Below are 18,749 nucleotides of genomic sequence, written 5' to 3'. Positions count from 1 at the left end.
TGCACGATGATGCGCTCCTGGCCGATCATCGCAGCGATGTTCCTGGCGCTCGGCGGGCTTTCGGCCGTCGCCGGCTACGAGATGGCGCCGCCGCGCGCGGCGCAGTGGCGCGAGATCGCCTGGCCGTTTCCGCGCGACGGCTGGCCCGTCGGCCGCGCCTTTCGTTGCAACGCGAGCGATTGCGGTGCCGACGTCGAGGTCTATGCCCGGCCGAAGCTCGGCTTCTGCAATTGCGACAGCGGGGTTGCCGATGACGACGAGGTCGACCGCGTCGCCGATGTCGACATGATCAGCCCGCGCTTCGTGCCGCGGAAGGCGGGCGACGTCGTCGATGTCGCCGAGATGCCGGGACGGATCAGGGCCTATGATCTCGATGGCCACCGCACCGCGATCGGCATCGCGGTGTCGCATCGCTGCGATCTGATGGCGGTGGCGGCGCAGGGCAGGGGCGACGTTGCAGACGTCCAGCGCGAAGTATTGGCGTTCCTGGGTTCGCGGGCGATCACGACATGGATGGTTGCTGCGATGAACGGTCGATAGAATCCGTCATGCCCGGGCTTGTCCCGGGCATCTACGCCTCTATGATCCCGGTTGCGCCACCATAAGACGTGGATAGCCGGGACGAGCCCGGCCATGGCGAGCGCTCAAACCGGAATTCGATGATGTCCCTGCAAGCCTATTTCGCCTTCGTCGCCGCCTGCATTGCGCTGGCGCTGCTGCCCGGTCCGATCGTCACGATGGTGATCGCCAATGGCCTGCGCTACGGCACGCGCGCGGCGCTGACCAATGTGCTGGGCGCGCAGGTCGGGCTCGCGATCGTGATCGGCACCGTCGCGGTCGGCCTGACCTCGCTGATGGCGACCATGGGCTACTGGTTCGACTGGGTGCGCTTCGCCGGTGCCGCCTACCTGGTCTGGCTCGGCTTCAAACTGATCCGTTCGCCGGTCGAGGGCGTCGGCACCGATGAGACACCGCCGCCGCCGCGCGGCGGCTTCTTCCTCCAGGGTTTTCTGGTGCTGCTCTCAAACCCGAAGGTCTTGGTGTTCTTCGGCGCCTTCATTCCGCAGTTCATGGACATGGACAAGCCGCACATTCCGCAGGTCGCGCTGCTCGGCATCACCTTCATGGTGACCGCCGTGCTGACCGACGCCGCCTACGCGCTGGCCGCCGGCCGCGCCCGAAAATTCTTCTCCAGGGAGCGGACGCGGCTGATGTCGCGCATCTCGGGCGGCTTCATGATCGGCGGCGGCATCTGGCTGGCGCTGACCCGGGCGCGGTGAGCCCGGCGCCGAAACAGTCGCCTGCGCGTTACACCGCGATCCGTTCCACCACGTCGCGCACCAGGCCCGTCAATAGTTCGAGCTTGTATCCGGTCATCGGCAGCGGCCTGGCTCCCGATGTCGCAAGCTCGGCGGCTTGCGCCGCGCTGGCCGCATTGGCCGGCTTGCCTTCGAGCGCCGCCGCGGACGTTGCGAGACGCAGCGGCACCGGAGCGATGCCGCCCGCGGCGATGTCGACTTGCTGGAACGTGCCGTCCGAGATCACCGCGCGCACGCAGATCTCGACCAGCGGCCATTCCGCATAGGAGCGGCTGATGGCGCGCCGGTAGAGCGCGCGCTCGCCGGCGAGCGGTGCAGGGAGCTCGATCCGCTCGATCCGTTCGCCCGGCGCGAGCAGATTGTCGGCGGTGCCGTTGCTGCCGTCGCCGAGCAGGTCGGAGATCGACAGGCCGCTGCGCTGGTCCGTGGTGAGCTTCGCGTCATAGGCCAGCAGCGCCATCGCCATCGTCGACGGATGCGGCGCCACGCAGGGGCCGAGATCGAACGCGACGTGATAGAGATGGTTGCCCGATCGTGCCGGACAGTCGGCGCCGCCCTTCTTGAGACAGGCGATCTGCGGATTGCGGTAGTACCAGCAGCGCGAGCGCTGGACGAGGTTGCCGCCGAGCGTCGCCATGTGCCGGATCTGCGGTGTAGCCAGGCCCTGTGCGGCAGCACTGATTCCGGGATAGGCCTGGGCGAGCCGCGGGTCGGATGCGATCGCGGCGATCGCGGTCAGCGCGCCGATGCGTGCCGAGCCGTTGCCATCCCAGGTGATGCCGATGGTATCGGGGCTGGCGGTGAGGTCGATGATCGACCCGCACGACAGGCCGCTGCGGCGGCGCTCCGACAGGTCGGTGCCGGCGGCACGGAATTCGGGCGCGGACATTGCGAATGCGGTTGCGGCGCTCATGCGGCGGTCCTCCCCTTCAGCGCGGCGACGATGCGGTCCGGCCGGATCGGAATTTCGGTGAGGCGGATCCCGATCGCGTCGTGGATCGCGTTGGCGACCGCGGCCGAGGTCGGCACCGTCGACGCCTCGCCGATGCCGACGCTGTTGCCGAGCACGTGGTCGAAGCCGGCTTCGTCGAAATGGACGTCGATCTCCGGCGTGTCGGCGATGCCGGGGATGCGATAATCCTCCATTCCCGCGGTCAGCACGTCGCCATTGGTCGGATCGAGCTCGCGCGCCTCGTAGAGCGCATAGCCGAGGCCCTGGATCACGGCGCCGCAGGCTTGGCTGCGTGCCAGCGCGGGTGCCGCGATCTTTCCGACCGCGATGCCGGTATGCACGTTGAGCACGCGGACATGGCCGAGCCAGGTGTCGACCTCGACCTCGATCACCTGCACCGAGCTCGGCACGCCGGCGCCGACCGCGATGTTGGAGAAGCGGCGCATCATCCAGCCGAACACCATGCCGAGCAGGCCGACCTCGCGCAGCGGCGAGCGGATGCCGGGCGCGGTGTTCTTGCTGTCCTCGCCACGCGTCTCGGTCACCGCGATGTCGGGCGAGCGCGCGATCAGCTCGCGCCACGGCGCGTTGGAGCCGGGCGCGGGCTTTCGCGTCGCCTGTTCGAGCATCGCGGCCTTGAGTTTCCGGACGGCAAGGATCGTCGGCGGCAGCACCGAGGCGGTCACGCGGCTGCCGCCGGAGCCCGGCCCTTCGGGCAGCGCGGAATCGCCGATCCGGACGTCGATGTCGGCAGGTTCGAGATCGAACTCGCGCGCGATGGTGTCGGCGAGCACGCTGCGGGTGCCGGTGCCGATGTCCTGCGTCGCGGTGCTGGCGACGATGCGGCCGCCCTTGACCGCGACCTCGACCTTCACATTGGGCTGCCAGAGATACAGCCAGTAGCCGGTCGCCATCCCGATGCCGCGGCGATAGCGCCCGTCCTGCTGTGGCTTGCGGTTGCGCCACACCTCGAGCCCGGAGGCCCAATCGTACAGCCGCTGTCGGTTGGGATCGGGATCCCAGCGCTTGCGCAGCGCGATCGGGTCGACCTTGAGCCGCAGCGCGGCCTCGTCGATCGACTGCTCGACCGCGAAGGCCATCGGCGGGCCGCCGGGGCCGCGGAAGGCGGCGCCGGGCGGCAGATTGCTGATGACGTCGAAATCCGACAGGTCCTTCGCCTCCGCCGGATAGATCAGCCGCGCGAGGCCCGCGATCGTCGAGTTGGTGGCAGCGCCCGTATCGGCATGGGCGGTGACGGAGAGCGCCTTCAGCGCGCCCCGCTCGGAGGGCAGCAGCGCGACCTTCAATTCCGCGGCCGGTCGATAGCCGGCGACCGAGAGCTCTTCATGCCGGTCGTAGACCACGCGCACCGGGGCTTTCGCCTCGCGCGCCAGCTCGATCGCGGCAATCGTCTCCACGCCGAGGCTTGCCTTCGATCCGAAGCCGCCGCCGACGTGATCGGCAATCACGCGGACCTTGTCGTGCTCGAGCTTGTAGCGCTTGGCGATCTGCTCCTTGAGGTGAAACACCTGCTGGGTCGAGGCGTGCAGGGTCAGCCGGTCGCCGTCGAAGCGCGCCACTGCGGCGTGCGGCTCGAGACAGGCATGTTGCTGCGTGGCGGTGCGGAAGGTGGCTTCGACTAGCAGCTTGTTGCTCGCCTGGCGCGCCTCATCGACCCAGTTGCGGGCCTTCTTGGCGCGGGTCGAGAACACCGCGGTCGGTCCGCGGATGTTCTGCTTCCATGGCGCCGGTCCGCCGGCGGCCTCCGAAACGTTGCCGGCCCGCTTCCGGCTCGCGCGGTCGAACACCACGGGCGCGTCGTCCCTGCGGCCCGCGTCGAGCCCGATCACCGCGGGCAGGCGTTCGCTGGTCAGCTTGATTGCGGCCAGCGCGGCAAGCGCCGTCTTGCGGTCTTTCGCGGCGACCGCCGCGATCGGCTCGCCGACATAGCGCACGATCCGGTCGTCGCCGATCAACGACACCGCGGTGACGCCGGCCAGCGCGCGCGCCGGCGCAAGATCGAGCGTGGCGATCCGCGCATGGGCCTCGCGCGAGCGCAGGATCAGGCCTTCGAGCTGGCCGTCGTGATTGATGTCGACGGTGTATTTCGCCGCGCCCGTCACCTTGTCGCGCGCCTCGATGCGGGGCGCTGCGATATTGTCGCCGTCGAACCGGCCGGCGCATGCATCGGCGACCGCGCGGAAAATCCCGTCATAGGCGCCACAGCGGCAGAGATGGCCCGACAGCGCCGCGCCGATCTCCTCGCGCGTCGGCACCGCCGTTCCCCTGGTCGCGCGCCAGCGGTCGCAGAACGCGGTGGCTTCCACGATGAAGCCCGGTGTGCAGAAGCCGCATTGCAGGGCGTCATGCGCCATGAATGCCTTCTGCACCGGATGCAGCTGGGCCGCGCCGATGCCCTCCACCGTCGTCACCGATTTTCCGGAGGCGGCATGCGCCGGCATCAGGCAGCTTGCGACCGGCGCGCCATCGACCAGCACGGTGCAGGCGCCGCAGACGCCGCCACCGCACACGAGCTTGGTGCCGGTGAGCTTGAGCTGGTCGCGCACCACCTCGATCAGCAGCGCGTCGGGATCGTCGGGCAGGGAAGCCGCGCGGCCGTTGATGGTCGTCGTGGTCATGGATGTCCTCCAGTCGTCCTGCGTGTCGGCTTTTTCCGGAGCGCCGCCTTCGTGACGGGCGGCTTGTGCGATTTCGGCGCGGATTTTGATTCCGATTTCGGTTTGGCGCCCGCGCAGAGCGTCCGCACCATCACCGCCATGTCCTTCAGGAACGCCTCGGCCGGCTGCATCGCCGGGTATTGCGACTTCGCGGCGTACATCGCCATTTCGACCAGCCGGGCGAATTCGGCCGGCGAAAGCTGCTGCGGCAGCGCGAGCTGCTGCGTACGCACGATCCGCGAGATGGTCGCGACCATGCGCTCCGCATAGCGCGCGGCATAGGTCTGGTAGAGGTCGCGCGCGTGCACGAGGTGCTCGGAATACAGCTCCTCGAGATGCGGCGAGCCGTCCAGCGATCCGATCATGGTCGACATCCGCGCGGTCATGCCCGCGGCCAGGATATCGCCGAGATCGCCGCCGGCCGTCTCAGCCTCGGTAACGGCCGCGTCCTCGGCCGCGATCGCGGCCTCATGCACGCGCTCGATCACGGCGCGGAACAGCGCTTCCTTGGATTCGAAATGATGATAGAGCGCCTGCCGCGTCAGCCCGGCCGCTTCGGCGACCTGCTCGATCGAGGAGCGGCGGAAGCCGTGCCGGCGGAACACCAGCATGGTGGCATCGAGAATACGGTCTTTCGGTCCCATTTGACGATTTTGACAATAATAGACGAACTGTCAAATCGCGATTTGGTGAAGCGGCCGGCCGGGTCCGCCGAGGCCTGTGTGAAATGCATCACGGATGCTTGCGCCCCAGTTGCGTAAAGCTTCGTCATGCAGGCGAGCCTGCTCGCCCGCGGCTTGCGAGGATACGCAGATGGCTCAGGTCTACTTCCATTGCTCGAACACACGCGGCGTGTTGATGGACCGCCGCGGCACCGCGGTGACCAGCCTTGCGGAGGCCTGCGAGGCGGCGACCGGCATGATGCGAGCGCTGGTCGCATCGGCCAGCATGGAAGACTGGCGCGACTGGGCCGTGCATGTCAGCGACGAGGCCGGCGAGGAGATCGTGCTCCTGTCCTTCGCATCGGTACTCGGCAAGCCGCACTGAAGCGCGCCATGTCGTTGCTTCGCGCAGATGCGCCAAATGCCACGGCGCAGAAAATACACTGGAGCAATCCTTAGAACCGTTCGAAAGCTGAGGCGTGTTGTCGCAAGCCGATAGGGCGCGCGCGTTGCCTGCCCGCAACACCCGCAACGATTGGACCAATACTGGACGTGTTCTAACCGCCGATCGGCAGCGCTCTTCGTTGGTCATGCTAGTGACGGCGAAAGATGAGGGCGATGTAAGTTGACGGGGGTCAGATGTTTCGTCGCGGAATGACGGCGGCGGCCGGATATATGGCGTGCAGCGGTTTGTTTGTGTTGAGTGTCGTGATGCCGCGTGAAGGCGTGGCGCAGTCGGCCTTGCCTCCGGTGACGGTGGAGGCGCCGAAGCAACAGCAGCAGGCGCGGCGTACGCAGCCGGCGCGCCGATCGGCACGGGCTGCGCGGACCGGTTCGCGCGCCACCGCGAACCGGGCACCCGCGCAGGCGCAGAGCGCTCCGCTACGCGGTGCCGGCTCCATCGGAGAGCGCGGCAATGGGCCGGTCACCGGCTATCTCGCAAGCCAGAGCGTCACCGCAACCAAGACCGACAGCCCGGTCCTTACTACGCCGCAGTCGATCTCGATCGTCACCAAGGACCAGATCGAGGCGCAGGGCGCGCAGAACATCACCGAAGCGCTGCGCTACACACCCGGCGTTACGATCGAGAGCTTTGGCGCCAACGCCTTTTTCGACGAGTTCAAGCTGCGCGGCTTCACTGCGCCGCGCTATCTGGACGGCTTGCGGCTCCCCACGGATGCGACGACATTCGCGGTGCCACGGATCGAGACCTACGGGCTCGAGCGGGTCGAGGTCTTGAAGGGCCCATCGTCCGGTCTTTACGGGCAGTCGGATCCCGGCGGCCTGCTCAACATGGTCAGCAAGCGGCCGACCGATACCCCGCACTATGAAGTCGAGGGCAGCTTCGGTTCGTTCGATCGCTTCCAGGGCGCCTTCGATATCGGTGGTCCGGTCGACAAGAACGGCCAGGTCCTCTACCGCATCGTCGGCCTTGGCCGTGACAGCAACAGTCAGACCAACTACGTCCAGGACAACAAGCTGTTCATTGCGCCGAGCTTGACCTGGCGCCCGACCTCCGACACCAGCTTCACGATCCTCTCGCAGTATCAGAAGGTCGACAACAAGGGTTATCAGCAATATGTGCCCGGACAGGTGTCGTTCCTGCCCAACCCCAACGGCCATATTCCCTATGGCCGGTACCTCGGCGAGCCCGGATTGGATGGCTACCATCTCGAGCAGTTCGCGGTCGGCTACGCGTTCGAGCACCGCTTCGACAACATTTTCCAGTTCCGGCAGAATCTCCGCTACACAGAGGTCAGCAATGACCTGGCGTCGGTGCGGACCGAAGGCATGGTGACGGACCGACTGGTCGCGCGCACCTACAATTACGTCAAGGCCAATGCCGCCAACGTTGCGCTCGACAATCAGTTGCAGGCGGACTTTGCCACCGGGCCGCTGGTCCACAAGGTGCTGGCCGGCGTCGACTACTTCGATCTGTGGGCTCGCACGGACTATCGCACCACGCCGATCGCGCCGATCGACGCCTATAATCCGGTCTATGGCGCCGCTGTGCCGTCCTTCAACGCGCTACCTTCGTTCATCCTGCGCGACGACAAGCAGTCGCAGGTGGGGGCCTACATACAGGACCAGGTCAAGCTCGATCGCTGGACGTTGACGATGAGCGGTCGCCAGGACTGGGTGAGTTCCGGCTTCAACAGTCTGGCGTTCTATCCGCCGCCCGGCCACTATTTGCGCGATGACTCGGCACAAACCGGTCGCGTCGGCCTGAACTACCTGTTCGATGTCGGCCTGTCGCCCTACATCAGTTATTCGACATCATTCACCCCGAATCTCGGCGCCGATAGCGCCGGCCGCTCTTTCAGGCCGACGACGGGCGAGGGGGGCGAGGTCGGCGTCAAGTTCAAGCCGAACGGCTCGAACTTCATGGTGACGGCGGCGGTGTTCGACATCCGTCAGCAGGACGTGCTGACCGCGGATCCGGCAAATCCGATCTTCAACGTACAGACCGATGCCGTGCGCGTACGCGGCTTCGAGCTCGAGTTGAAGGGCAATCTGACCCGGGAGCTCGAAATCACGGCGGGTTACACCCATCTCGATCCGCGCGTGACCACGAGCATCGCCGGCTATGCCGGCAAGTACATGATGAACACGGCGAGGGATCAGGGTTCGATCTGGGGCAAGTATACCTGGTACGACGGCGCGCTTGCGGGCCTTGGACTCGGCCTCGGCGTGCGCTATGTCGGTGAGACCTACGGCGACAACTTCAACACCTTCGTCATACCCTCCTATGCGTTGCTCGACGCGGCGGTCAGCTACGACTTCGCCTATCTCAGGCCAGACTGGAAGGGTTGGAAGGCCCAGGTCAACGTGACCAATTTGACCGACCATTTCTATGTGGCGTCCTGCTTGACCGGCCTGCCCTATTGCGGTCTCGGCAACGGCCGGACGGTGCTGGGCACGATGAAGTACACTTGGAACTAGGTAACGAAATTGACTGCGACGACCAAATCACTGCGGCGATGGGGCGCGGTCCACAAATGGACCAGCCTGATCTGCACCTTGTTCATGCTGCTCCTGTGCGTCACGGGCCTGCCGTTGATCTTCCACGACGAGATCGACGACCTCCTGCACAGCCAGGTCAAGGCCGCCGACGTGCCTCCCGGCACGCCGCCGGCCAATCTGGACCATCTGCTCGCCAACGCGTTGGCGCAGACGCCGGGTCAGGTACCGCACTTCCTGATCTGGGATCGCGACGATCCCAACGCCATGTTCGTCAGCGTCGGTCCGACGATCGACGCCGATCCGAGCAACAATCGCCTGATCCGCATGGATAGCCATACCGGAGCCTACCTCGACGCGCCCGACGTTACCGGCCGCTTCACTTACATCATGCTGAAGCTGCACACCGACATGTTCGCGGGTCTGCCCGGCAAGCTGTTCCTCGGATTGATGGGGATCCTGTTCTGCGTCGCGATCATCTCCGGGATCGTCGTCTATGCGCCGTCGATGCGGAAGCTGCGGTTTGGCGCCTACCGCGCGCAGCGGACCCGGGTCGTGCGCTGGCTCGACGTGCACAATCTCGCGGGTATTCTGCTCGTCGCCTGGACGCTGGTCGTGGGTTTCACCGGCGTGATCAACACCTGGGCCGATCTCGTGGTCAAGATGTGGCAGTTCGGCCAACTCGCGGAAATGACCGCGCAGTACAAGGATCGGCCGGTGCCCGCCAAGCTGACCTCGCTGAACTCCGCCGTCGAGGTGGCGACGCACGCCGTACCCGGAATGACGCCGAGCTTCGTCGCCTTCCCGGGAACCCTGTTCAGCAGCAAGAGCCACTACGCGGTGTTCCTGCGTGGCGATACGCCGCTGACCTCGCGGCTGCTCAAGCCGGCGCTGATCGATGCCGAGACCGGCAAGCTGACCGACACGAGGGATATGCCGTGGTATGTGACGACGTTGTTCGTCTCGCAGCCGCTGCATTTCGGCGACTATGGCGGCATGCCGCTCAAGATCATCTGGGCGCTGCTCGACATCCTGACCATCTTCATCCTGGTCACCGGCGTGTATCTGTGGCTGCGCCGCCGCAAGGCGGGGGTGAGCCAGGAGCGCGCCATCGCCAACGCCGCGTCGATCGAAAATCCCGCACTCACCTCGTGACGTCAGCATGGTCGCACATCGCTCATTGAACCAGATCTTCGCCGTCCCGCTCGTGATCGCAATCGTGAGCACGGTGGGCTTGATCAGTGCGCTGGTCGGCGACGGCTGGTGGGATGCCGTCTCCTGGGTGGCGCTCGGCCTGCCCGTGCTGCTTTATTTGCTGTACATCTGGCGACGCCGGCCGAACTGAACGGACGACGTCCTAGATCAGAGCTTCGGCGCGCAGCGTCGTCTCGATCTCGCCGAGGATGCGCGCCAGCCGTTCGGCCCATGCCGTCTCGCCGGCCTGGTCGGAGATCAGGTCCTGCCGGATCTCGATGCCGGAATTCATCAGGCCGCGCTTCTCGCCGTGCACCGGGATCGTGTAGTCGGTCTCGTCGCTGACCGCATAGGGCTCGTTGTCGCCGACCACGAGATCGCCCTCCGCGCGCAGCTGCTTCAGCAGCAGCGGCGGCAACATCGTGTCGCGATGGTAGAGCGTGCCGATGTGCCAGGGACGAGCGATGCCGGCGTAGATCGGCGTGAAGCTGTGCAGCGACACCAGCACGGTCGGCATGCCCTGACGCGCGCGCGTCTCGATGATCTCGTCGATGCGGGCGTGATAGGGATCGAAGATCTGGGCGCGGCGCAACTCGGCGGCGTCGCGCGACAGGCCCTCATTGCCCGGCACCGTGGTGGCTTCGCTGATCAGCGGGATCGAGCTTGCGACATGCGGTGGGCGGTTGCAGTCGATCACGAGGCGCGAGTAGCGCTGCGCGATCAGGTGCACGTCGAGCCGGTCGGAGAGCTGTTTGGCGACGCCGGCGATGCCGATGTCCCAGGCGATGTGGCGCACGAGCTCGCTTTCGGGCAGGCCGAGGTCGCCGAGCGGGGAGGGAATCAGCCTGCCAAAATGATCGCAGGTGAATAGGAACGGCGACCGGCCGCCGGGATTGTGTTCAAGAACCGGTGAAACGTCGGTGTTCGCGAGCAGAACGGAGGGACCACCGGCGTGATTCACGGGCTTTTTCCTCAACTTTGCCTATTCGAGCGGCATGCTGGTTTGGAATCGGGCAGCATTCTCTATAGATTTGGCGGCCCAAATCACCATGATTATTTGACGATGCCGCTGCTGACCATCAATCACAAGACCGTTTATCGCTACGCCCGTCCGGTGGCGTTCGGCGAACACCGCCTCATGCTGCGCCCGCGCGACGGCCATGACCTATGCGTGCTCGACAGCGCGCTGGTCATCGACCCGATGCCGATGTCGCTGCGCTGGATCCATGACGTGTTCGGCAACAGCGTCGCGATCGCGACCTTCGACGAACGCGCCGACACGCTGTCGTTCGTCTCGACGGCGACCGTCGAGCACAATCCGGCCGACAGGTTCGCGCTGACGCCCGACGACCCGGCCTATTTCTATCCGTTTCTCTACGACGATGAGGAATTCCCCGATCTACAGCAGTTCATCACGCCGCAATATGGCGACCCGAACGGTGAGCTGTCGGCCTGGGCGCGGCGCTTCCTCGACGGCGAGCCGCCGACACTGACGTTCAAGATCCTCAGCGACATGACCCATGGCATCCGCGAGGCGTTCAGCTATCGCAAGCGCTACGAGCAGGGCACCCAGCATCCGCTCGACACGCTGCGGACGCGGTCCGGCACCTGCCGCGACTATGCGCTGTTCATGATCGAGGCGCTGCGCCGGCTCGGCATCGCCGCGCGCTTCGTCTCCGGCTATCTCGCGATGCCTCCCGGCAGCGCGCATGGCTATGTCGGCGGCGGCTCGACCCACGCCTGGGTGCAGGTCTATCTGCCGAGCGCGGGCTGGATCGAGTTCGATCCGACCAACGGCATCGTCGGCACCCGCGATCTGATCCGCGTCGCGGTGGCGCGCGATCCGCGCCAGGCGATCCCGCTGCACGGCGTCTATCTCGGCGCGGCGGACGCCTATCTCGGCATGGACGTCGACATCAAGGTGGTGTCGGTCGGCGAGGAAGCGGAACGGGAGACAGCCTGACGATGCAGATCAAGGTCGGCTTCGAGATCACCTATGCGGCCACGCAGCCGACACCGATGGTGATCATGCTGTCGATTCATCCATCGCGCTATGCCGACATCGTCGGCACCGAAAGCATCTCGACCGAGCCTGCCGTTCCGATCGGCCTCTATCGCGACGGCTTCGGCAATGTCTGCGGGCGGCTGGTCGCCCCCGGCGGTGGCCTCACCTTCCGCGGCGATGCACTGGTGCGCGATTCCGGGCAGCCTGACCTGGTCAATCCGGCGGCGCAGCAGGTTGCGATCGAGCAATTGCCCGACGACATGCTGCTCTATCTGATGCCGAGCCGCTACTGCGAGACCGACAAGCTGACCGATATCGCCTGGTCGCTGTTCGGCAACACACAGCCTGGCTGGGCAAGGGTGCAGGCGATCACCGAGTTCGTGCACCATCATGTCACCTTCGGCTATCAGCACGCCCATCACATGAAGTCGGCGCACGACGTCTATGAAAGCCGCACCGGCGTCTGCCGCGACTTCGCGCATCTGGCGCTGACCTTCTGCCGCTGCATGGGCATCCCGGCGCGCTACTGCACCGGCTATCTCGGTGACATCGGCGTGCCGCCTGATCCCGCGCCGATGGATTTCTCCGGCTGGTTCGAGGTCTATCTGTCCGGCCAATGGTACACCTTCGATGCCCGCCACAACGTGCCGCGGATCGGCCGCATCCTGATGGCCACCGGTCGCGACGCCGCCGACGTCGCGCTCACCACGAGCTTCGGCCGCATGACGCTGACCAAGTTCGTCGTCGTGACCGACGAGGTGGTGACGGCTTGATTCTTCGCGGCCATTCCGTCATTCCGGGGCGCCCGCAGGGCGAACCCGGAATCCATGTTTCAAAGCATTCGTCTGGCGCGATGGCTTCCGGGCTCGCGTCTGCGACGCGCCCCGGAATGACCGAGCAACCATGATCTCCGATCTCCTCTTCGTCTACGGCACGCTGATGCGCGGCTTCGACCATCCGATGGCGAAGCTGCTCGCGGGCAATGCCGAGTTCCTCGGGCCGGCGCAGTGCCGCGGCCGGCTTTATCTGGTGAAGCATTATCCGGGGCTGGTCGCCTCGGACGATGCCGCCGACATCGTGCACGGCGAATTGTTCCGCCTGCGCGAGCGCGAGGCCATGCTGCGCGAGTTCGACATGTACGAGGCCTGCGGCGAGGGCTTTCCGCCGCCAACCGAATACGTCCGCGAGATGCTTGCCGTCACGCGCGCCGACGGCCGGGTGAGCGAGGCGTGGACCTATCTCTACAACTGGCCGGTCGCCGAGCTGCCGCGGATCGCGTCAGGAAAATTCCTCGAGCATTAGATCATGATGCGTTTCCACGGAATCGCATCATGATCTCATCTCTTTGTTTGAGCATGATCTTCGTTTGAGCATGATCTTCTCGGAAAACCGGTTTCCACTTTTCCGGATCATGCTCTAGCTGTCCGCGCTCGGACGCCGCATTGCCTTGTAGATGAGATGGCATATCGCGAAGAGGATGAAGAGCGGAATGCCCCAGAATACGGCGAGCAGGCCGCCGATCACCTCGAAGGAATGCCAGTCACTGAGGCCGCCGAAGCAGATCGTGAGCACCACGATCGAGATCACCACCATGATCGTGATGCGCAAGAACGCTCTCATCGGACCAACTCCCGCGGTTGCCGAAGTGCTCAACAGGCTCGGACGGCGACGCTGGGCGTGACGACGTCCCGCGTCAGCTTTCCCTGATCACGCGAACGTCGACCTCGCGCTCGACAAAGCTCCATTCCTCGGTGGCGCGCAGCATGCCGACCAGTTCGTCGAACAGACTGTCGTGCTCGGGGGCGAATTCGAACCAGGTCAGGAAGTCGAACGGCATGCCGAGATCGCGGGCGTGAAACAGCTGGCGGGCGATCGCGGGGAGGAATTTCAAGGTGCCTGAAATGTGGTGCGACTTGTCCTCGAAGATCTTGCGGCGCTCATCCTGGGTCAGCTCCCACCACGCCGCGGATTTCCGGATCGGGATCAATGCCGCATGGGTCGCCTCGCTGCGGCCGAGCCCGGCCTGCACGGCGGCGAGCTTCTCGCGCTCCTCCTTCTCGGTGTAGCGCAGATGGCTCGCGACACCGGCGAGTCGCCAGGAGGTCTGCGACGGCAGCAGCGGCAGCGCGATGGTCTCACTCGCAACCACCGAGACCGCCGCGACCTTCGGCAGCGTCTCGCCCGTCACCCGCGTGATGGACGTGACCTGCCAGCCCCCGCTTTGCCCGCCTCTGAATGTCGTGAACATGGCGCTATCCAATCCCGGAAGCGGGGAGGGGGCAAGCGCGGCGGTTGAAGTCATCCCCAGCGTCATTCCGGGCAGCCCGTCGGGGCTGAGCCCGGAATCCATAGATCGGCAATGCGGATGCATGGGATTCCAGGCTCGATGCTTCGCATCCGCCCGGATCGAGGAGGGTGTGGATAGCCGGGAGAAGGCGGACGAGCTTGCTCCTCCGAATGCTTCCTCACTATATCACCACGTAGTTGAGTTACCGACCGCCGGTTGATTCCGGACTGGAGCCAGATGCGTTTCACGCCCGAATTCCTCGAAGAGCTGCGCGCCCGGCTTCCGGTTTCGGAAGTCGTGGGTCGGCGCGTCAAGCTCAAGAAGGCGGGGCGAGAGTGGAAGGGGCTGTCGCCATTCCAGCAGGAGAAGACGCCCTCGTTCTTCGTCAATGATCAGAAGCAGGCCTGGTTCGACTTCTCGTCCGGGCTGAACGGCAACATCTTCGACTTCCTGATGAAGACCGAGGGCGTGACGTTTCCCGAGGCGGTGGAGCGTCTTGCCGCGATGGCGGGCGTCCCGCTGCCCGCCGCGACGCCCGATGCGGCACGCAACGAGCAGCGCCGGCGCACCCTGCACGACGTGATGGAACTGGCGACCAAGTTCTTCGCCGACACGCTGGCCTCGCGCCACGGCGCCAAGGCACGCGGCTATCTCGCCGACCGTGCCATCTCGCCGGCAACCCAGCTCCAGTTCCGGATGGGCTACGCGCCGCCGGATCGCTTTGCGCTGAAGGAGCATCTCGGTGCGCAGGGCATCTCCACCGAGGACATGGTGGAGGCCGGGCTTCTGGTGTCCGGCGAGGACAAGCCGGTGCCGTTCGATCGCTTCCGCGACCGCGTCATGTTCCCGATCACCGATGGCCGCGGCCGCGTCATCGCCTTCGGCGGCCGTGCGCTGGAGAAGGACGTTCCGGCAAAATACCTGAACTCGCCGGAAACCACGCTGTTTCACAAGGGCGACAATCTCTACAATCTGTTCACCGCGCGGCAGGCGGCGCATGACGGCGCGCAGCTGATCGTGGTCGAAGGCTATGTCGACGTCATCGCGATGGTTACCTCGGGCTTTCCCGGCGCGGTCGCACCGCTCGGCACCGCGCTGACCGAGAACCAGCTCGCGCTGCTCTGGAAGATGGTCGACGAGCCGATCCTGTGCTTCGACGGCGACCGCGCCGGGCAGAAGGCGGCGTACCGTGCAGCGGACCTGGCGTTGCCGCAACTCAAGCCGGGCAAGAGCCTGCGCATCGCACTGCTGCCGGAAGGCCAGGACCCCGACGACCTCGCCCGCTCCGGCGGCCGCGGTGCGATCGAGGACGTGATCTCGGCGGCGCGTCCGCTTGCCGACATGGTCTGGACGCGCGAGATCGAAGGCGGCAATTTCGACACGCCGGAGCGCCGCGCCGCGCTGGAGGCCAGGATCGGCGAGCTCACCAACGGCATCCGCGACGAGGTGGTGCGGCGCTATTATCGGCAGGATTTGCAGGAGCGGCTGCAACGCAACTTCGCTCCCGAGGGCGGGCGCGGCGGTTATGGCCGCGGCGGCTATGCGAGGGGCAGTTTCGGCGGCGGCCGCGGCGGCGAATCACCTCGCCAGTTTGCTCCCCGCGGACCGGCCCAAGGTGGCCAGGCCGGCCGGTTCGGCGCCAAGGGCGGCAGCAAGGGCGGCGCCACCCCCGGGATTCTACGGGGTCCCTATCAGGCGGCGAGCCCACAGCTCGCCAACAGCCCGATCATGCGCGGCCAGCGCAGCGCGATCTCGCGCCGCGAGGCGCTGATCCTGCAATGCCTGATCAATCACCCCTGGCTGCTGCACGACCATCTCGAGGAGGTGGCGGCGCTGGAGCTTGCGCATCCCGAGGCCAACAAGCTCAGGGCCGCCATTATCGCAGCCTTTGCCCATGATCATCACCATTCCCCCGATGCCGAGGAGCAGGCCGAGAAGATGCGGTCTGATCTGGAGATGCGGGAATTAACGCCGATTCTTCAAAGGGTTGAGCGGGCGATCACGACCCAGGCGGTGTGGGGCGCGCAGGTTGGCGCCGCGCGTGAGGATGTTTTATCGACCTGGCGTCAACTGGTTGCCTTGCATCAGAAAACCCACGCCTTACTTAGGGAAAGAAAAGATGCAGAGGCGGCTTTGGCTGAAGACTCCAGCGAAGCCAATCTGGCATGGTTGCAGGATATCCAGGCCCGGATGGCAGAAGCCGATGGGACCGAAGCCCTGATCGAAGGGTTCGGCGAATTGTCGGGCCGGTTCCAACGTAATGTCTGATAACAAAAATGCTGCGGACGGCGCTTGTCGCACCCGCAAAAAGACTCGCCAAATCCATGGTTTGGCTGCAAAAACAGGGTTAAGCGAAACTTAATAGCCTCACGGCTATTGCAGATGGAAACCATCGAGACGGATGACAGGGGTGGCGAAATCTTGCGCCGCCCTTTGTGCGTCGAGAGTAATTCTAGCTAGATAGCGTGCAAACGTGCGTGCGTGGCACCATTTTGCATGACCGCGTTTCGGGAGCTTAGTGAATGGCCACCAAGGCAAAGACGCTGCAGGTTAAGGACAAGGAAAAAGACGACAAGGCGGCGGATGCTCCTGAGAAGGATTCCGCTGACGCGCCGTCGCCGTTGCTCGACCTGTCGGATGCCGCGGTGAAGAAGATGATCAAGCAGGCCAAGAAGCGCGGCTTCGTGACCTTCGATCAGCTCAACGAAGTCTTGCCTTCCGACACGACGTCGCCCGAACAGATCGAAGACATCATGTCGATGCTCTCGGACATGGGCATCAATGTCACCGAGGCCGACGACTCTGAAGGCGAGGACGAGAAGGACGACGGCGAGGACGAGACCGACAACGAACTCGTCGAGGTCACGCAGAAGGCCGTCACCGAGGTCAAGAAGTCGGAGCCCGGCGAGCGTACCGACGATCCCGTGCGCATGTATCTGCGCGAGATGGGCACCGTCGAGCTGCTGTCGCGCGAGGGCGAAATCGCGATCGCCAAGCGCATCGAGGCCGGCCGCGAGGCGATGATCGCGGGCCTCTGCGAAAGCCCGCTGACCTTCCAGGCCATCATCATCTGGCGCGACGAGCTCAACGAAGGCAAGATCTTCCTCCGCGACATCATCGATCTCGAAGCGACCTACGCGGGCCCGGAATCCAAGGGCGGCATCAATCCGAACCTGATCGGCAACAATCCCGAAGGCGCTGCGGCTGAAGCCAATGGCAATGGCGCCGACGCGGCCGCGCCGGCCCATGTCGCGCCGCCTGCTGCGCCGCCGTCGCCGACCCCGTTCCGTGCCGCGCCCGCCGGTGGCGAAGCCGGCACCGAGGAGAAGGATCCCGCCGAGGCCGCCGCCGAAGGCGACATGGACGACGACGAGTTCGAGAACCAGATGTCGCTCGCCGCCATCGAGGCCGAGCTGAAGCCGAAGGTGGTCGAGACCTTCGACAAGATCGCGTCCGAGTACAAGAAGCTGCGGCGTCTTCAAGAGCAGGACATCGCCAACCAGTTGCAGAGCGAGTCGCTGTCGCCGTCGCAGGAGCGCAAGTACAAGAAGCTGAAGGACGAGATCATCGTCGAGGTGAAGTCGCTGCGCCTCAACCAGGCCCGCATCGATTCGCTGGTCGAGCAGCTCTACGACATCAACAAGAAGCTGGTCTCGTTCGAGGGCCGCCTGCTGCGCCTCGGCGACAGCCACGGCGTCGCGCGCGAGGACTTCCTGCGCAACTACCAGGGCTCGGAGCTCGACCCGCGCTGGCTCAACCGCGTCTCGAAGCTCTCCGCCAAGGGCTGGAAGAACTTCGTCCATCACGAGAAGGACCGCATCAAGGACCTGCGCCACGAGATCCAGTCGCTGGCGGCGCTCACCGGGCTCGAGATCGGCGAATTCCGCAAGATCGTGCACGGCGTGCAGAAGGGCGAGCGCGAGGCCCGTCAGGCCAAGAAGGAGATGGTGGAAGCCAACCTCCGTCTCGTGATCTCGATCGCCAAGAAGTACACCAACCGCGGCCTGCAATTCCTCGACCTGATCCAGGAAGGCAATATCGGCCTGATGAAGGCGGTCGATAAGTTCGAGTATCGCCGCGGCTACAAGTTCTCGACCTACGCCACCTGGTGGATCCGGCAGGCGATCACCCGCTCGATCGCCGACCAGGCCCGCACCATCCGTATCCCCGTGCACATGATCGAGACGATCAACAAGATCGTCCGTACCTCGCGCCAGATGCTCAACGAGATCGGCCGCGAGCCGACCCCGGAAGAACTCGCCGAGAAGCTCGGCATGCCGCTCGAGAAGGTCCGCAAGGTCCTCAAGATCGCCAAGGAGCCGCTGTCGCTGGAGACCCCGGTCGGTGACGAGGAAGATTCGCATCTCGGCGATTTCATCGAGGACAAGAACGCGATCCTGCCGATCGATGCTGCGATCCAGTCCAACCTGCGCGAGACCACCACGCGCGTGCTGGCTTCGCTCACGCCGCGCGAGGAACGCGTGCTGCGCATGCGCTTCGGCATCGGCATGAACACCGACCACACGCTGGAAGAAGTCGGCCAGCAGTTCTCGGTGACGAGAGAGCGCATCCGCCAGATCGAAGCCAAGGCGCTGCGCAAGCTCAAGCACCCGTCACGGTCGCGCAAGCTGCGCTCGTTCCTCGATAACTAGGCCTACGGGCATTCATTCAATGAAAACGGCGGGCTGGTG

17 protein-coding genes are annotated in these 18,749 nt (G+C 65.3%); 11 read left to right on the top strand and 6 right to left on the bottom strand.

Going from position 1 to position 18,749, the window contains the following annotated elements:
• The first annotated feature begins 6 nt into the window (after nucleotides 1-6).
• Nucleotides 7-540 (top strand): hypothetical protein, encoded by a 534-nt coding sequence (locus B2W55_RS24985; protein WP_024581049.1) that lies wholly within the window; start codon nucleotides 7-9, stop codon nucleotides 538-540.
• A 122-nt stretch (nucleotides 541-662) separates the two neighbouring features.
• Nucleotides 663-1,280, top strand: a complete 618-nt coding sequence (locus B2W55_RS24980) for a LysE family translocator (protein WP_024581048.1) — start codon at nucleotides 663-665, stop codon at nucleotides 1,278-1,280.
• Nucleotides 1,281-1,308: 28 nt separating this feature from the next.
• Here the strand turns inward: B2W55_RS24980 and B2W55_RS24975 are convergent, their stop codons facing one another.
• From B2W55_RS24975 to B2W55_RS24965, 3 genes are read right to left on the bottom strand one after another with little or no spacing between them, the layout of a single operon-like run.
• The gene (locus tag B2W55_RS24975) at nucleotides 1,309-2,232 is read right to left on the bottom strand and encodes an FAD binding domain-containing protein (protein WP_024581047.1); all 924 of its coding nucleotides are present in this window, start codon (nucleotides 2,230-2,232) and stop codon (nucleotides 1,309-1,311) included.
• Nucleotides 2,229-4,910 carry a molybdopterin-dependent oxidoreductase gene (locus B2W55_RS24970; RefSeq protein WP_024581046.1) on the bottom strand — a complete coding sequence of 894 codons (2,682 nt, stop codon included), beginning with the start codon at nucleotides 4,908-4,910 and terminating at the stop codon, nucleotides 2,229-2,231. Before B2W55_RS24970 ends, B2W55_RS24975 begins: the two co-directional genes overlap by 4 nt.
• On the bottom strand, nucleotides 4,907-5,593 hold the full coding sequence (locus B2W55_RS24965; protein ID WP_024581045.1) for a TetR/AcrR family transcriptional regulator: 687 nt from the start codon (nucleotides 5,591-5,593) through the stop codon (nucleotides 4,907-4,909). Before B2W55_RS24965 ends, B2W55_RS24970 begins: the two co-directional genes overlap by 4 nt.
• A 169-nt stretch (nucleotides 5,594-5,762) precedes the next feature.
• On the opposite strand from B2W55_RS24965, the gene B2W55_RS24960 reads away from it, so the two are divergent.
• The 4 genes from B2W55_RS24960 to B2W55_RS24945 all read left to right on the top strand — a co-directional run bounded on the left by B2W55_RS24960 (nucleotide 5,763) and on the right by B2W55_RS24945 (nucleotide 9,917).
• Nucleotides 5,763-5,996, top strand: a complete 234-nt coding sequence (locus B2W55_RS24960) for a DUF6894 family protein (RefSeq protein ID WP_024581044.1) — start codon at nucleotides 5,763-5,765, stop codon at nucleotides 5,994-5,996.
• A gap of 290 nt (nucleotides 5,997-6,286) precedes the next feature.
• A complete protein-coding gene (locus tag B2W55_RS24955) occupies nucleotides 6,287-8,554 on the top strand; it encodes a TonB-dependent siderophore receptor (protein ID WP_029879087.1) in 2,268 nt (755 codons plus the stop codon).
• 84 nt (nucleotides 8,555-8,638) lie between these two features.
• Nucleotides 8,639-9,727, top strand: a complete 1,089-nt coding sequence (locus B2W55_RS24950) for a PepSY-associated TM helix domain-containing protein (RefSeq protein ID WP_024581042.1) — start codon at nucleotides 8,639-8,641, stop codon at nucleotides 9,725-9,727.
• Between the two features lie 7 nt (nucleotides 9,728-9,734).
• Nucleotides 9,735-9,917, top strand: a complete 183-nt coding sequence (locus tag B2W55_RS24945; RefSeq protein WP_024581041.1) for a hypothetical protein — start codon at nucleotides 9,735-9,737, stop codon at nucleotides 9,915-9,917.
• A gap of 12 nt (nucleotides 9,918-9,929) precedes the next feature.
• On the opposite strand, the gene B2W55_RS24940 is transcribed toward B2W55_RS24945, so the two are convergent.
• Complete coding sequence (locus B2W55_RS24940) at nucleotides 9,930-10,727, bottom strand: N-formylglutamate amidohydrolase (protein WP_024581040.1); 798 nt, start codon at nucleotides 10,725-10,727, stop codon at nucleotides 9,930-9,932.
• A 102-nt stretch (nucleotides 10,728-10,829) separates the two neighbouring features.
• On the opposite strand from B2W55_RS24940, the gene B2W55_RS24935 reads away from it, so the two are divergent.
• The 3 genes from B2W55_RS24935 (at nucleotide 10,830) to B2W55_RS24925 (ending at nucleotide 13,073) form a co-directional block, all read left to right on the top strand.
• Nucleotides 10,830-11,729: a transglutaminase family protein gene (locus tag B2W55_RS24935; RefSeq protein ID WP_024581039.1), complete on the top strand. Its 900-nt coding sequence runs from the start codon at nucleotides 10,830-10,832 to the stop codon at nucleotides 11,727-11,729.
• A gap of 2 nt (nucleotides 11,730-11,731) precedes the next feature.
• Nucleotides 11,732-12,544: a transglutaminase-like domain-containing protein gene (locus tag B2W55_RS24930; protein ID WP_024581038.1), complete on the top strand. Its 813-nt coding sequence runs from the start codon at nucleotides 11,732-11,734 to the stop codon at nucleotides 12,542-12,544.
• Between the two features lie 130 nt (nucleotides 12,545-12,674).
• On the top strand, nucleotides 12,675-13,073 hold the full coding sequence (locus B2W55_RS24925) for a gamma-glutamylcyclotransferase family protein (RefSeq protein ID WP_024581037.1): 399 nt from the start codon (nucleotides 12,675-12,677) through the stop codon (nucleotides 13,071-13,073).
• Nucleotides 13,074-13,187: 114 nt separating this feature from the next.
• On the opposite strand, the gene B2W55_RS24920 is transcribed toward B2W55_RS24925, so the two are convergent.
• Nucleotides 13,188-13,391, bottom strand: a complete 204-nt coding sequence (locus B2W55_RS24920) for a hypothetical protein (RefSeq protein WP_024581036.1) — start codon at nucleotides 13,389-13,391, stop codon at nucleotides 13,188-13,190.
• Nucleotides 13,392-13,464: 73 nt separating this feature from the next.
• On the bottom strand, nucleotides 13,465-14,019 hold the full coding sequence (locus B2W55_RS24915; protein WP_024581035.1) for a chlorite dismutase family protein: 555 nt from the start codon (nucleotides 14,017-14,019) through the stop codon (nucleotides 13,465-13,467).
• Between the two features lie 276 nt (nucleotides 14,020-14,295).
• Between B2W55_RS24915 and dnaG the strand changes: the two genes are divergently transcribed.
• Together dnaG and rpoD are read left to right on the top strand one after the other, a co-directional pair.
• Nucleotides 14,296-16,326 carry a DNA primase gene (gene dnaG / locus B2W55_RS24910; protein WP_024581034.1) on the top strand — a complete coding sequence of 677 codons (2,031 nt, stop codon included), beginning with the start codon at nucleotides 14,296-14,298 and terminating at the stop codon, nucleotides 16,324-16,326.
• Nucleotides 16,327-16,580: 254 nt separating this feature from the next.
• Nucleotides 16,581-18,710, top strand: coding sequence for an RNA polymerase sigma factor RpoD (gene rpoD, locus B2W55_RS24905; RefSeq protein ID WP_024581033.1), 2,130 nt, complete (start codon nucleotides 16,581-16,583; stop codon nucleotides 18,708-18,710).
• Nucleotides 18,711-18,749: the final 39 nt, after the last annotated feature.

This window comes from Bradyrhizobium sp. UBA2491, assembly GCF_002341725.1.
Classification (GTDB): Bacteria; Pseudomonadota; Alphaproteobacteria; order Rhizobiales; family Xanthobacteraceae; genus Bradyrhizobium.
Note: the sequence above shows the minus strand (reverse complement) of the source record. Positions and strands in the feature narration are given on the sequence as shown.

Excerpts from the sequence above, each read along its gene's own strand:
- B2W55_RS24985 (WP_024581049.1), top strand. The coding sequence starts at position 7 with ATGATGCGCTCCTGGCCGATCATCGCAGCGATGTTCCTGGCGCTCGGC.
- B2W55_RS24980 (WP_024581048.1), top strand. The coding sequence starts at position 663 with ATGTCCCTGCAAGCCTATTTCGCCTTCGTCGCCGCCTGCATTGCGCTG.
- B2W55_RS24975 (WP_024581047.1), bottom strand. The coding sequence starts at position 2,232 with ATGAGCGCCGCAACCGCATTCGCAATGTCCGCGCCCGAATTCCGTGCC.
- B2W55_RS24970 (WP_024581046.1), bottom strand. The coding sequence starts at position 4,910 with ATGACCACGACGACCATCAACGGCCGCGCGGCTTCCCTGCCCGACGAT.
- B2W55_RS24965 (WP_024581045.1), bottom strand. The coding sequence starts at position 5,593 with ATGGGACCGAAAGACCGTATTCTCGATGCCACCATGCTGGTGTTCCGC.
- B2W55_RS24960 (WP_024581044.1), top strand. The coding sequence starts at position 5,763 with ATGGCTCAGGTCTACTTCCATTGCTCGAACACACGCGGCGTGTTGATG.
- B2W55_RS24955 (WP_029879087.1), top strand. The coding sequence starts at position 6,287 with ATGGCGTGCAGCGGTTTGTTTGTGTTGAGTGTCGTGATGCCGCGTGAA.
- B2W55_RS24950 (WP_024581042.1), top strand. The coding sequence starts at position 8,639 with ATGCTGCTCCTGTGCGTCACGGGCCTGCCGTTGATCTTCCACGACGAG.
- B2W55_RS24945 (WP_024581041.1), top strand. The coding sequence starts at position 9,735 with ATGGTCGCACATCGCTCATTGAACCAGATCTTCGCCGTCCCGCTCGTG.
- B2W55_RS24935 (WP_024581039.1), top strand. The coding sequence starts at position 10,830 with ATGCCGCTGCTGACCATCAATCACAAGACCGTTTATCGCTACGCCCGT.
- B2W55_RS24930 (WP_024581038.1), top strand. The coding sequence starts at position 11,732 with ATGCAGATCAAGGTCGGCTTCGAGATCACCTATGCGGCCACGCAGCCG.
- B2W55_RS24925 (WP_024581037.1), top strand. The coding sequence starts at position 12,675 with ATGATCTCCGATCTCCTCTTCGTCTACGGCACGCTGATGCGCGGCTTC.
- B2W55_RS24920 (WP_024581036.1), bottom strand. The coding sequence starts at position 13,391 with ATGAGAGCGTTCTTGCGCATCACGATCATGGTGGTGATCTCGATCGTG.
- B2W55_RS24915 (WP_024581035.1), bottom strand. The coding sequence starts at position 14,019 with ATGTTCACGACATTCAGAGGCGGGCAAAGCGGGGGCTGGCAGGTCACG.
- dnaG (WP_024581034.1), top strand. The coding sequence starts at position 14,296 with ATGCGTTTCACGCCCGAATTCCTCGAAGAGCTGCGCGCCCGGCTTCCG.
- rpoD (WP_024581033.1), top strand. The coding sequence starts at position 16,581 with ATGGCCACCAAGGCAAAGACGCTGCAGGTTAAGGACAAGGAAAAAGAC.